The 13322-nt window shown below is 75.5% G+C and carries 8 protein-coding genes; 3 read left to right on the forward strand and 5 right to left on the reverse strand.

The genetic code is table 11. The annotated features are described in order from the left end of the window. The first annotated feature begins 52 nt into the window (after positions 1-52). From efeU to efeB, 3 genes are read left to right on the forward strand one after another with little or no spacing between them, the layout of a single operon-like run. Positions 53-889 carry an iron uptake transporter permease EfeU gene (gene efeU / locus WIS52_RS14520; protein WP_349298757.1) on the forward strand — a complete coding sequence of 279 codons (837 nt, stop codon included), beginning with the start codon at positions 53-55 and terminating at the stop codon, positions 887-889. A gap of 33 nt (positions 890-922) precedes the next feature. Further along, entirely contained in the window at positions 923-2065 is a 1143-nt protein-coding gene (efeO, locus tag WIS52_RS14525) for an iron uptake system protein EfeO (RefSeq protein WP_349298758.1), read from the forward strand. After that, positions 2062-3297 (forward strand): iron uptake transporter deferrochelatase/peroxidase subunit, encoded by a 1236-nt coding sequence (gene efeB, locus WIS52_RS14530; protein WP_349298759.1) that lies wholly within the window; start codon positions 2062-2064, stop codon positions 3295-3297. The genes efeO and efeB overlap by 4 nt, the downstream gene beginning before the upstream one ends. Here the strand turns inward: efeB and WIS52_RS14535 are convergent. The 5 genes from WIS52_RS14535 to mfd all read right to left on the reverse strand — a co-directional run bounded on the left by WIS52_RS14535 (position 3270) and on the right by mfd (position 13165). Beyond that, positions 3270-3998 carry a lysozyme family protein gene (locus tag WIS52_RS14535; RefSeq protein WP_349298760.1) on the reverse strand — a complete coding sequence of 243 codons (729 nt, stop codon included), beginning with the start codon at positions 3996-3998 and terminating at the stop codon, positions 3270-3272. The two genes, efeB and WIS52_RS14535, sit on opposite strands and share 28 nt — an antisense overlap. Positions 3999-4245: 247 nt before the next feature. After that, positions 4246-5172, reverse strand: a complete 927-nt coding sequence (locus tag WIS52_RS14540; protein ID WP_349298761.1) for a nucleoside triphosphate pyrophosphohydrolase — start codon at positions 5170-5172, stop codon at positions 4246-4248. A gap of 3 nt (positions 5173-5175) precedes the next feature. Continuing rightward, on the reverse strand, positions 5176-6102 hold the full coding sequence (locus WIS52_RS14545; protein WP_349298762.1) for a SurA N-terminal domain-containing protein: 927 nt from the start codon (positions 6100-6102) through the stop codon (positions 5176-5178). 43 nt (positions 6103-6145) lie between these two features. Beyond that, a complete protein-coding gene (locus WIS52_RS14550) occupies positions 6146-9508 on the reverse strand; it encodes a S41 family peptidase (RefSeq protein WP_349298763.1) in 3363 nt (1120 codons plus the stop codon). Between the two features lie 36 nt (positions 9509-9544). After that, positions 9545-13165, reverse strand: coding sequence for a transcription-repair coupling factor (mfd, locus tag WIS52_RS14555; RefSeq protein ID WP_349298911.1), 3621 nt, complete (start codon positions 13163-13165; stop codon positions 9545-9547). Between the last annotated feature and the right edge of the window lie 157 nt (positions 13166-13322).

Genomic DNA, 13322 nt, shown 5'->3' on the forward strand with positions numbered 1-13322 from the left:
CTTCCCTCACGGCAGTGCATCCTCACCTCGCGGCTGCGCTCAGGGAGGTCGCATGCTGGGCAACGCGCTGATCGGGCTCCGGGAAGGACTCGAGGCGTCGCTGGTCGTCGCGATCCTGGTCGCCTTCCTGGTTCGGACCGGGCGCCGCGCGGAGCTGCCCCGGGTCTGGCTCGGCGTCGCGGTGGCGGTCGCGGTCAGCGTCGCCGTCACACTCGGGCTGACGCTCACCCAGCAGGCGCTGACCTTCGAGGCGCAGGAGGCGCTCGGCGGGTCGCTCTCGATCGTCGCGGTCGGCTTCGTCACCTGGATGATCTTCTGGATGCGCGCGCACGGCCGGACGCTGTCGGCCGAGCTGGAGGGCAGGCTGGACCGGGCGATCGCGATGGGTCCGTGGGCCGTCGTCGTCGTCGCCACCCTGGCCGTCGGCCGCGAGGGCCTGGAGACCGCGGTGTTCTTCTTCGCCGCCGCGCAGGCCGCCGGGCAGACCACCGGACCGCTGATCGGCTTCCTGGCCGGCATCGCCGTCGCGATCGCGATCGCCTACGCGATCTACCGGGGGGCGCTGAAGATCCACCTCGGCCGGTTCTTCACCGTCACCGGCTTCCTGCTGATCTTCGTCGCCGCCGGGATCGGAGCCTACGGCGTGCACGACCTGCAGGAGGCCGGGATCCTGCCGGGCCTGACCACGCTGGCGTTCGACGCGAGCGCGGTCGTCCCGCCGGACTCCTGGTACGGCGTCCTGCTCAAGGGCTTCTTCAACTTCTCGCCGCAGACCACGGTGCTGCAGGCGATCGTCTGGTCGATCTACGTCGTCGCGGTGCTGGCGCTGTTCCTGCGCCCGGCCCGGCGCGCGGCGCGGGCACCGGCCGCCGCCCCCGAGCACGGCTGACCCGACCCGTCCCCTTCCCCGATCAGGAGCGCCATGTCCCTCGCCCCGCGCCACGCCGCCGTCCTGGTCCCCCTCGCCGCCGCGGCCACGGTGCTGTCCGGCTGCGTGTCCACCGCACCGTCGGCGGCCGGCCCGGATGGACCGATCACGGTGAACGCGACCGACTCCGCCTGCGAGGTCTCCACGACCACCGCGCCGGCCGGCACCGTCACCTTCCAGGTCACCAACGACGGGTCCCAGGTCACCGAGTTCTACCTCTACGGCACCGGCGACCGGATCATGGGCGAGGTGGAGAACATCGGCGCCGGCCTGACCCGGGATTTGGTCGTCGAGGTTCCCGACGGCGGCGCCTACACCACGGCCTGCAAGCCCGGGATGTCCGGCGACGGCATCCGGGCGCCCTTCACCGTGACCGGCTCCGCCGAGCGCTCGACCGACACGAACGCCGAGCTGGCCGCGGCCACCGCGGGCTACCTGCGCTACGTCACCAGCCAGTCCGAGGCGCTGACCGCGCGGACGACCGACTTCGCGAACGCGGTGAAGGCCGGCGACGTCGAGCAGGCCAAGGCCCTCTACCCGCAGGCCCGCACCTACTACGAGCGCATCGAGCCGATCGCCGAGTCGTTCGGCGACCTCGACCCCAAGCTCGACGGCCGCGAGGACGACGAGCGCGACCCCGGCGTCGCGTGGACCGGCTGGCACCGGCTGGAGAAGGACCTCTGGGTGGACGGGCTGCAGCCCGACTCCGCGCGGACCGCCGACACCCTGGTCGCCGACACGAAGGACCTGCAGGGCCGGATCCCGGCCCTGACGCTGACCCCCGCCGAGCTCGCGAACGGCGCCAAGGGCCTGCTCGACGAGGTCGCCACCGGGAAGATCACCGGCGAGGAGGACCGCTACTCGCACACCGACCTGTGGGACTTCCAGGCCAATGTGGAGGGTTCGCAGGCGGCGGTCTCGGCGTTGCGGCCGGTGCTCGATCAGAAGAACCCGCAGCTCGGGCCGGTCCTCGACCAGCGCTTCGAGGCGGTGACGACGATGCTGCAGGACTATCGGACCGCCGACGGCTACCGGCTCTACACCGAGCTCACGCCGGACGACACGAAGAAGATGTCCGCGTCGGTCGACGCGCTGGCCGAGCCGGTGAGCCAGGTGGCCGGCGTCGTCACGTCGTGACCGGGCCGGTCTCCCGCCGCGGGCTGCTCGGGCTGGCCGGGGCCGGAGCCGCGCTGGCCGGGGCCGGGGCGGCCGCCGGGTACGGCGTCGCCCGGGAGCCCGTCGCGGCCGCCGACGACGGCGTCGTCGCGTTCCGGGGCGTGCGCCAGGCCGGGATCGTCACCCCCGCCCAGGACCGGATGCACTTCGTCGCCCTCGACCTGACCGCGACCGACCGCGGCGCGGTCCGGGACCTGCTGCGGCGCTGGACGGCCGCCGCCGAGCGGATGACCGCCGGGCAGGACACCGCCGACGACGGCGCGCTGCCGGGCAACGTCTACGCGGTCCCGGCCGACACCGGGGAGGCGATCGGCCTGGCGGCGTCGAGGCTGACGCTGACCTTCGGGGTGGGCCCGTCGTTCCTGCAGAAGCTGGGGCTGGCCGACCGGCGTCCGGCCCCGCTGGCGGACCTGCCGGCGTTCCAGGGTGACCGGCTCGACCCGGCCCGGACCGGCGGGGACCTGTGCCTGCAGGCGTGCGCGGACGACCCGCAGGTCGCGGTGCACGCGGTGCGCAACCTGGTCCGCGCCGGCTTCGGCGTCACCGAGGTCCGCTGGTCGCAGCTCGGGTTCGGGCGGACGTCGTCGACCTCGACCGGGCAGGCCACCGCGCGCAACCTGTTCGGGTTCAAGGACGGCACGAACAACCTCAAGGCCGAGGAGCCCGACCTGCTCGACCAGCACGTGTGGGTGGGCGACGAGGGTCCGGAGTGGCTGCGCGGCGGGTCCTACCTGGTCGCCCGACGGATCCGGATGCACATCGAACCGTGGGACCGGTCCAACCTGGACGAACAGCAGCGGATCGTCGGGCGCACCAAGGGCGTGGGCGCACCGCTGTCGGGATCGAACGAGTTCGACCTCGCCGACTACGCCGCCACCGACGCGGCCGGGCCGGTCATCCCCGACGACGCGCACATCCGGCTGGCCTCGGCCCAGGCCAACGCCGGCGCCCGGATCCTGCGCCGCGGCTACAACTTCGTCGACGGCTCGGACGGCGACGGCCATCTCGACGCGGGCCTGTTCTTCGTCGCGTTCGTCCGCGACCCGCAGCGCGGGTTCGTGCCGATCCAGCGCTCGCTGGCGAAGTCCGACGCGATGAGCGAGTACCTGGAGCACAACGGGTCGGCGGTGTTCGCGGTCCCGCCGGGCCTGTCCGGGCCTGACGACTACTGGGGCGCCGCGCTGCTGGCGTGATCGACCCGGCCGGTGTAGTCGGCGGCGGCGGACCAGACGTCGCGGGCGTAGGAGGTCGAGCGGTTGTAGGCCAGCACCCCGTCCCACCAGCCCGCGCCGGCGGCGACGTCGCGCCCGCCGCTGCACAGGTAGCCGGCCGCGGCGAGCGCGGCGTCGTCCACGTTCTGCGGGTCACCCTCCCCGAACATCTCCCAGGTCCCGGGCAGGAACTGCATCGGCCCGACGGCCCGGTCGAGCTCCGGGTCGCCGTCGAGCCGGCCGCCGTCGGTGTCCGCGATGCGCCGGGTGCCGTTCGTCCCGTCCAGCGGGATCCCGACGATCGGCGGGTCCACCCGGCCGTCAGCACCGGGCTCCGCGCCGCGGATCGTGCCGTGCCGGGACTCGATCCGGCCGATCCCGGCGAGGGTGCTCCAGCTCAGCCGGCAGTCCGGGGTGCGCTCGCGCTGGGCCAGCTCGGCGCGCGCGTAGGCCTGGAGGGTGCGGGCCGGGATGCGGGTGTCCCGGGCGGCCGTCCGGGCCCAACCGGCGACGTCGGTGTCCGCGGCCAGCGGAGCGGCAGCGGGCGGCGGGGCGCCGCGGTCGACCGGGACGCGCTCCGGGCGGCCGCCCAGGACGGCTCCGGCGGCGAGCACGACGACGGCGACCAGCCCGACCGAGAGGAGCAGCCCGCCGAGGACGGCGAGGAGGGACCGGACACGCACCCCGTCCACCGTACCCACCGCGCGGCGACACCCGCCGACGCCCGATGCGCGAGCCGCCGCCCCCGTGATCACCGGCCGGGTTCCGGTCGGTGCCACGGATGGCACCGGTCGACACCCGGACGACGATCACCCGGGAGCCGGGTGCGCGCGGACCCGAGCCCGCTCAGCCGTGATCACCATCCGGGTGCTGGCCCGTGCCAAGGATGGCACCGATCGGAACCCGGTCGACGATCACCGAATGTGCCCGCTACGGGGTGTTCCAGTGCTCCCGCCAGTCGTCGCCGGTCAGCGTGTGCGGGTCGCGCCCCGCGGCGGCCGCGGCCTTCTCGGCGGCGCGCACCCGGGCGTCGAACGCACGGGCCGCGGTGCGCAGCGCGGCCTCCGGGTCCCCACCGGCGAGCTGGACGGCCGCGGCGAGCCGGAACAGCCGCTCGCCGGGCTCGTCGCCGCCGGGCAGCAGGTCGGCGGGCAATCCCGCCTTCGCCGTGCGGGAGGCCAGCTTCGCGGCGAGCGCGACGGCCGGCTGCGCCATCGCGACCCCGTCCACACTGGAATCGCGCTGCTTTTCGGTGCGCTTGAGCTCGTCCCAGCGGCGGTCCTGGTCCGCCGCGGTCACCACGCGCTCTCCGGAGGCGAACACGTGCGGGTGCCGCCCGACGAGCTTGTCGACCAGCCCGGTCGCGACGTCGTCGATCCCGAACGGCGACCCCGGGTCCTCGGCGGCGACGCGGGCGTGGAACAGCACCTGCAGCAGCACGTCGCCGAGCTCCTCGCGCAGCTCGGTGCGGTCGTCGTCCTCGATCGCCTGGTACAGCTCGTAGGCCTCCTCGACCAGGTAGCGCAGCAGCGAGGTGTGCGTCTGCTCGGCGTCCCACGGGCAGCCACCGGGTGAGCGCAGCCGGTCCATCACGGCGACGGCGTCGAGCAGGGCGTGCCCGTCCGGTGGTTCGATCCCGCCGGCGGCGGCCGGGTGCCCGGCGGGCACGAGCAGCACGGTGCCGTCGGGCAGGGCCGCCGGGTCGGTCCCGTCCCACGGGGTCGCGCCGGCTGCGGCAACGGCGGCCGGGTCCAGCTCGGGCGCCGCGAGCACGGCGACGGCGCCGCGCAGCGCGGGCACCGCCGCGGCCGGGAGGGCCGCACCGCGGCGCGGACAGGTGACGACGACGGCGGGCACCGCTCAGCCCGCCGGTGGCGCCGCGGCGCCGTCGCCGACCGGAATCACCTCGGAGGCCTGCTCGGCCGGGACCGCGAGCATCTGCACCGGGTCCCAGACCCCGTAGCGCGGGTTGAGCTCGACCCCGGTCCTCAGCGAGGTCGGGGTGAGCAGCCGGAGCCCGGCCTCGGACAGGGTCGCCGGGTCGAGCCGGGCGGCGGCGGAGGCCTCCGGCTCCGCCGGCGGTCCGTCCAGGGTCCGTTCGGTCACCCGGATCACCAGCCAGCGCTGGCCCTCGCCACCGGACACCACGGCCACCCAGCCGGCCGGGATCCCGATCAGCGGGCTGGCCGCGAGCTGCGGCGTCTCGCTGGGCCGCACGGTGAGACCGCGCTGGGTGGTCCCGGGCTCGGCCAGGGCGGCCTCGGCGCGCGACCCGCCCGCGGCGAGGTCACGGGCCAGCGCCGTCGCCTCGTCCCGCGACTCGGCGACGGCCACGTCGGCGGTCACCGACAGCCGGTCGACGTCGCGGCGGGCCAGCTCGGTCAGCAGCAGCTGGTCGCGGACCGCGGCACGGGCCCCGCCGACCGCGAGCGACTGCGCGGTCACCGCCTCCTCGCCGCCGGCCCGGTCGATCTCCTCGGTCACCTGCTGGTCCGACACCGAGATCCCCTGCTCGGCGGCGGTCCGCTCGAGCAGGTCGCGGATCACCAGCTGGGAGACCACGACCCGGCCGATCTCCGGCCCGCTGCCGCCCGAGGCCTGCAGCTGCTCGGCCAGGCCGGGCCGGGTGAGCACCGAGGTGATCGCCGGCTGGACCTCCGAGAGCGGGATCGACTCGTCGCCGACGATCGCGGCGGAGTCGACCCGGCTCGGCCCGCTCCCGCACCCGGCGACCAGCGCGCCGACCATCCCCAGGACCGCGATGTACCTGCCCGTTCGTGTCCGCACGCCGGTCAGCCTCTCACGCGGTGTGGCGTCGATCTCCCGCCGGTCACGACTGCCCGCGCGGCGGCAGGGTGGGCCGGGCCACCGAGGGCCGGGTCGCGACGTCCGGCGGGCGCGCCGGCGGGTGCTCCTCGAGCCGCGCGAGGGCGATCTCGATGGCCCGGTCCAGCTGCGGGTCCCGCCCGGCCGCCCGGTCCTGCGGGGTCACGACGACCTCCACGTCCGGGTCGACGCCGTGGTTCTCCATCGTCCAGCCGACCCCGTCGAACCAGTGCGAGTAGCGGGGCTGGGTGACCAGGGTGCCGTCCACCAGCCGGTAGCGGCTGTCGATGCCGATCACTCCGCCCCAGGTGCGGGCCCCGACGACCGGCCCGACCCCGAGCCGCTTGATCGCACCGGTGACGATGTCGCCGTCCGAGCCGGAGCGCTCGTCGGCGAGGGTGACCACCGGTCCGCGCGGGGCGTCCAGGGGCCAGGTCGTCGGCGCCTTGTGCCGGGGCACCGTCCAGCCACCCACCGTGCGGGCGAGCTTCTCGACGACCAGCTGCGAGGTGTGCCCGCCGCGGTTGCCGCGCACGTCGAGCAGCAGGCCGTCCCGGGTGGTCTCGCGGGCCAGGTCCCGGTGCAGCTGGGCCCAGCCGGGCGCCATCATGTCCGGCACGTGCAGGTAGCCCAGCCGGCCGCCGGAACGCTCGTCGACCTCGGCGCGCAGCCGGGCCACCCGGTCCTGGTAGCGCAGGGCGTCCTCGGACGGCAGCGGGCGGACCGCGACCCGCCGGACGGCCCCGGCGTCGGTCCGGCCGGGACCGGAACGGACCGTGAGCTCCACGGTCCGCCCGGCGGTGGAGACCAGCAGCGGTGCCGGTCCCCAGTGCGGGTCGACCGGTCGGCCGTTCACCTCGAGCAGCACGTCCCCGGCGCGGACGTCGACGCCGGGCGCGGACAGCGGGCTGCGCGCCGCGGGGGCGGACGTCTCCGGCGGCAGCACCCGGACGACCCGCCAGCCCTCCCCGGCGCCGGCCGGCTCGAGATCGGCCCCGAGCACGCCCGGACGCCCGGTCCGGTCACCCGGCGAGCCGTTGCCGAGCACGTAGGCGTGCGAGGTCCCGAGCTCGCCCTGCAGCTCCCACAGCAGGTCGCCGAGGTCGTCGTGGCTGCCGACCCGCTCGACCAGCGGCCGGTACCGGGCGGTCTCCGCGGCCCAGTCGACCCCGGCCATGTCGGCGACCCAGAAGTGGTCGCGGGCCAGCCGGGCGGTCTCGTCGAACATCTGCCGCCACGTCGCCGACGGGTCGATCGTGACGACCAGCCGCCGGGTGTCGATCGTGAACTCGTCGCCGCCGTCGTCGTCCGGGGCCGACGAGCCGGACCTGCCGGCACGCAGCAACCGCACCGTGTCCCGGTCGCGCACGACGATCCGCGTCCCGTCCCCGCTCACGGCGAACCGGGAGGCCGGGTCGGCGATCACCGTGACCGAGCGCCGGGCGAGGTCGTACCGCTCGAGCACGGCACGGTCCCGTTCGGCGTCGTCGTCGCGCAGGCTGTCGCCGAGCACCCCGGTGCCGGTCGGCGGCCGCAGCCACACCAGACCGCCCTCCACCGGGGACAGGTCCCGGTAGTGGGCGGCCTCGACCGGGATCCCGACGACCCGGTCGGCGAGTCCCTCGACGTCGACGACGACCTCCGGCGGGCCCTCGCCGCCCGGCTCGTCGCCGGTGCCCGCGGCGGCCGGCGGGTCGGGCGGGGGCGCCGGCGGGTCCTCGGACCCCTGCTCCCCCGGGGTGGCCGGGCGGCCGTCCGGGCTCGCGCCGAACGGCGACGGCGTCCGCGCGGCCAGCGGCACGAGGAACGGCTTCCAGCCGGTGCCGAAGGTCAGGTCGAAGGCGTGCTGGTCGTAGGTCGGGTCGAACACCCGGCGGGACAGGAACGCGAGATGGCGGCCGTCGGCGGTGAACACCGGGTCGCTGTCGTGGAACCGGCCGGGCGTGACCTCGGTGTGCGCGCCGTCGGCGACCCGGGTGAGCACCACCCGCGACGGTCCCGCCGCGGTGGGGTCGCACCAGGCCAGCCACGCCGAGTCGGGCGACCACGAGACGTCGAACGGCTCCCCGGCCCCGGCCCGGTGCAGCTCGCGCAGCTCCCCGGCGTCACCGCCGGTCCCGGTGGGCAGCACCAGCAGCCGGCCGTCGTGCGTGGTGACGGCGACCGCGCTGCCGTCCGGGGCAGGGGACAGCTCGAGCGCCCGACCGATGTCGCCGGCCGCGTACCGGACCGGCTCCGGCGCGCCCGGAGCGTGCGGGTCCAGCGGGGCCACGCACACCGCGTCCTCCCCGCACGCGTCGTCCACCCACACCGCGCGGTCGTCGCCGAGCGGGTGCGCGAGCCGTCCGCGGACGCCGGGTTCGGCGAGCAGCGCGCGGGCCGGGCCGTCGCGGTGGGTGAGCCGGTGCACGGTGCCGCGCACCTCGACCACGCTGCTGCGCCCGGTGCGGTCCGGGCGCACCGACCCCAGGGCCCGGGGTATCTCGGCGCGGAACGGCTCCCGGGCCGAGCGGGGCCCGCCGAGCCGCACGTCGAGCCGGCGCGGCGCCGATCCCGGCCCCAGGTCGTCGAGCAGGAACAGCTCCCCGGCGCACTCGTAGACCACCCGCCGGCCGTCGGTCGAGGCGTGCCGGGTGTAGAAGTCGGGCTGCCCCTCCCGGCCCGCGCCGTGGTCGGTGTGCCGGCGCAGGTCGCTGCCCGGGTCGGCCGAGGGGACCGAGTAGACGTTGCCCCAGCCCTCGTGGTCGGACACGAACACCAGGCGCGGCCCGCCGCCGTCGTCGACGATCATCGGGCACTCCAGCTGACCGTCCAGTTCGGACAGCACCCGGACGAAGTCGCCGCCGCCGGCGGCGTCGAGCCAGAGCCGGCCGGCCCGGCCGCCGCGGTAGCGCTTCCAGTGCGCCGCGTCCCGGACGCCCTCGACCTGGGTGAGCACCGCGGGCCCGCCGGACTGCAGTGCGAGCGCGGTCATCGCCCCGTACGGCAGCAGCCGCGGGGTGCCGCCGCCCGCCGGGATCGCGTACGCCCAGGTCCGCGACGTCGCGTCGCCGTGCGCGGACAGCGCCACGACCTCACCGCCGGGTGTCCAGCCGCCGGCCCGGGTGAACGGGTCGCCCCACCAGGTCAGCCGCCGTATCCCGCCGCCGTCGAGATCGGTGGCGTAGACCTCCCACGCCCCGTCCCGCTGCGACGCCCAGGCCACCGATCCGCCGTCCGGGGAGATCCGCGGTGCGCTCACCGGGACCTCGTCGGCGGTCAGCCGGTGGGCCCGGCCACCCGTGACCGGCGCGGTCCAGACGTCGTCCTCGGCGACGAGGACCAGGGTGTCACCGTGCAGGTGCGGATGGCGGAGGTAGCCGGGCATGCGATCACGCTAACCGGTGACACCGACAGAATCCGGTCATCCGGACGAGCTGTGCACCGGGGTCGACGACGGCACGATCTGCAGCAACAGCTCCGCGCACCACCCGAGCAGCTCGGTGTCCCGGATCGCCGCCCCGCCGATCCGTCCGCCCTGCACCGGCTTGGGCACGGTCACGATCTGCGCCGCCGCCTTGTACTGCGACTTCGGGTAGAGCCGCCGCAGCCGCAGCTGCGCCGAGTCGGGCAGCTCGACCGGGCCGATCCGCAGCTGCGTCCCGGCCGAGGCGACCTCACGGATCCCCAGTCGCCGGCACAGCTGCCGGAACCGGGCGACCTCGAGCAGGTTGCGCACCGGCGTCGGCGGCTCGCCGTAGCGGTCGGTGAGCTCCTCGACGATCGCGGTCAGCGCGCCGTCGTCCGGCGCCTCGGCGATCTTGCGGTAGACCTCCAGGCGCAGCCGCTCGCCGTCGACGTAGTCGTGCGGGACGTGCGCGTCGACCGGCAGGTCCACCCGGACCTCGACGAGCTCCTGCTCCTCCTCGCCCGCCTCGCCGCCGGCCTGCTTCCGGAACGCCGCGACGGCCTCGCCGACCAGCCGGATGTAGAGGTCGAACCCGACCCCGGCGATGTGGCCGGACTGCTCCGCGCCGAGGATGTTGCCCGCGCCGCGGATCTCCAGGTCCTTCATCGCGACCGCCGCGCCGGAGCCGAGCTCGGAGTGCTGGGCGATCGTGGCCAGCCGGTCGTGGGCGGTCTCGGTGAGCGGGTGCTCGGGCGGGAACAGGAAGTAGGCGTAGCCCCGCTCCCGGCCCCGGCCGACCCGGCCGCGCAGCTGGTGCAGCTGGGAGAGTCCGAGGGTGTCCGAGCGCTCCACGATCAGCGTGTTCGCGTTCGAGATGTCCAGGCCGTTCTCGACGATCGTGGTGCAGACCAGCACGTCGGACTCGCGGTGCCAGAACGCGTTGACCGTGCGCTCGAGCACCTCCTCGTTCATCTGGCCGTGCGCGACCGCGACCCGGGCCTCGGGCACCAGGTCCTGGATCCGCTTGGCCGCCTTGTCGATCGAGCTGACCCGGTTGTGCACGAAGAACACCTGGCCGTCGCGCAGCAGCTCGCGGCGGATCGCGGCGGCGGCCTGCTTGTCGTCGTAGGCGCCGACGTAGGTCAGGGTCGGGTGCCGGTCCTCGGGCGGGGTGGTGATCGCCGACATCTCGCGGATCCCGGCCAGGCTCATCTCCAGGGTCCGCGGGATCGGCGTCGCGGACAGGGTGAGCACGTCGACGTGCGCGCGCAGCGCGGTGATGTGCTCCTTGTGCTCGACACCGAAGCGCTGCTCCTCGTCGACCACGACCAGCCCGAGGTCCTTCCAGCGGATCCCGGACTGCAGCAGCCGGTGCGTCCCGACGACGACGTCGACGGTGCCCTCGGCGAGCTTCGCCACCGTCTCCTTCGCCTCCGCGGCGTCGGTGAACCGGGACAGCCCGCGGACCGTCACCGGGAAGGCCCGCATCCGGTCGGCGAACGTTGTGAGGTGCTGGGTGGCCAGCAGCGTCGTCGGCACCAGGACCGCGACCTGCTTGCCGTCCTGCACCGCCTTGAACGCCGCCCGGACCGCGATCTCGGTCTTGCCGAACCCGACGTCGCCGGAGATCACCCGGTCCATCGGGACCGGCCGCTCCATGTCCTTCTTGACCTCGTCGATCGCCGAGAGCTGGTCGGGCGTCTCGGTGTAGGGGAAGGCGTCCTCCAGCTCGCGCTGCCACGGGGTGTCCGCGCCGAACGCGTGCCCCGGCGAGGCCTGGCGGGCCGCGTAGAGCTGCACCAGCCCGGCGGCGATGTCCTTGACCGCCTTGCGGGCCCGGCCCTTGGTCTTGGCCCAGTCGGCGCCGCCGAGCTTGTTGACGGCCGGCTGCTCCCCGCCGACGTAGCGGCTGATCTCGTCGAGCGCGTCGGTCGGCACGAACAGCCGGTCCGCGGGCTGGCCGCGCTTGGAGGAGGCGTACTCCAGCACCAGGTACTCGCGGGTGGCGCCCTGGATCGTGCGCTCCTTCATCTCGACGAAGCGCCCGATGCCGTGCTGGTTGTGCACCACGTAGTCGCCGGGCTGCAGCACGGCGAGATCCACCGCGTTACGACGCCGGGGGGTCGTCTTGCGCGGCGCTGCGTCGAGCCCGGCGCGGCTGCCGGTCAGGTCGGCCTCGGACAGCAGGACCAGGCCGACGTCGGTGGCGGTGAACCCGTTCAGCACCCGCCCGCAGGTGACGGTGACCAGGCCCTTGTCCGGCACGTCGGGCAGGGTCTCGACGCGGGTGGCGGGCACCTCGGCCTCGCGCAGCTGCTCGATCGAGCGGTCCGCGGTGCCCGGGCCGGCAAGCACCAGCACCGCGGCGCCGCCGGTCGCGACGTGCGCGCGCAGATCGGTCAGTGCCCGGTCGATGTCGCCGCGGTAGGGCTCGACCTCGTGCACGGCCGGGACGAGCGCGTCGGAGTCGCCGGACAGCAGCGGGGACAGCGTGACGACGGCGCGGCCGCTCGCGGTCGCGTGCTCGAGCGTCGTGCCGAGGTCCCGGTAGGCCGAGCCGGAGACGTCGATCGGCGCCTCGCCGCCGGCGCCGGTGGCCAGCCAGGACGCCTCCAGGAACTCCTGCCCGGTGCGCACCAGGTCGGCGCAGCGGGTGCGGATGCGCTCCGGGTCGGCCAGCAGCACCCGCGACGAGGCCGGCAGCAGGTCGGTGAGCAGCTGCATCTCGCCCGCGACGAGGGCGGGGATCAGCGACTCCATCCCCTCGCCGGGGATGCCCTCGGCCAGCTTCTCCAGCAGCTCGCGCAGCGGGTTGCGGTTCAGCCCGGAGTTCTCCGGCTGCTCGGCGCCCAGCGCGGCGGCGCGCTCGCGGACCGGCGCGGTCAGCAGCAGCTCCCGGCACGGCGGGACGACGACGCGCTCCACCTCGCCCACCGAGCGCTGGTCGGCGACGGCGAACGAGCGCAGCTCGGAGACCTCGTCGCCCCAGAACTCGATCCGCACCGGGTGCTCGGCGGTCGGCGGGAACACGTCGAGGATGCCGCCGCGCACCGCGAACTCGCCGCGGGTGGTCACCATCTCGGCGCGGGTGTAGGCGAGCTCGACCAGCCGCTCCAGCAGGGCCTCGAAGTCGTGCTCCTCGCCGGGCGCCAGCGACACCGGCTCCAGCGCCCCCAGCCCGGGTGCGACGGGCTGGATGAGGCTCCGCGCGGCTGCGACGGCCACCCGGGGAGCGGTCTCCGCCGACGACAGCCGGTGGAAGATCGTCAGCCGGCGGGCGACGGTGTCCGGGCGCGGCGAGAGCTTCTCGTGCGGCAGCGTCTCCCACGAGGGCAGCACGACGACCGGGGCGTGCGCCGGATCCGTGACGGTGTCGGCGGCGGCGTCCCGCGCCTCGCCGTGCCCGAGCAGGTCGGACACCGCGGCCGCCAGGTCCTCGGCCTCCCGGTCGGTGGCGGTCACGGCGAGGACCGTGGAGCTCTCCGCGAGGGCGGCGGCGAGCAGCGGACGGAGCGCGGACGGGCCCTCGACCCGGACGGCCGGCGTCTCGCCCGCGCGGGTGTCGGCGGCGCGGGCGGCGTCGACGGCGGCGCGCAGGCCGGCGTCGGACAGGGCGGAGGTGAGCAGACCGGACAGGATGGCCACGGTGGCGCGGACTCCTCGGGAGGTGGGGCTGGTGCTCGGAGCACAGGACAGACCCCTGCCCGGGACGGCGCTGCCGTAGGTGCTGCCGCGCCGGCGGCCCGGTCGGGGTGCCGGTTCCCGACCATACGCCCGCGACGGTGCGGCGCAT

This window comes from Pseudonocardia nematodicida, from assembly GCF_040105385.1.
In the GTDB taxonomy this organism is placed as follows: Bacteria; Actinomycetota; Actinomycetes; order Mycobacteriales; family Pseudonocardiaceae; genus Pseudonocardia; species Pseudonocardia nematodicida.

What these genes read in the sequence shown, in the direction of transcription:
- efeU (WP_349298757.1), top strand. Translation starts at nt 53, where the DNA reads ATGCTGGGCAACGCGCTGATCGGGCTCCGGGAAGGACTCGAGGCGTCG.
- efeO (WP_349298758.1), top strand. Translation starts at nt 923, where the DNA reads ATGTCCCTCGCCCCGCGCCACGCCGCCGTCCTGGTCCCCCTCGCCGCC.
- WIS52_RS14550 (WP_349298763.1), bottom strand. Translation starts at nt 9,508, where the DNA reads ATGCCCGGCTACCTCCGCCATCCGCACCTGCACGGTGACACCCTGGTC.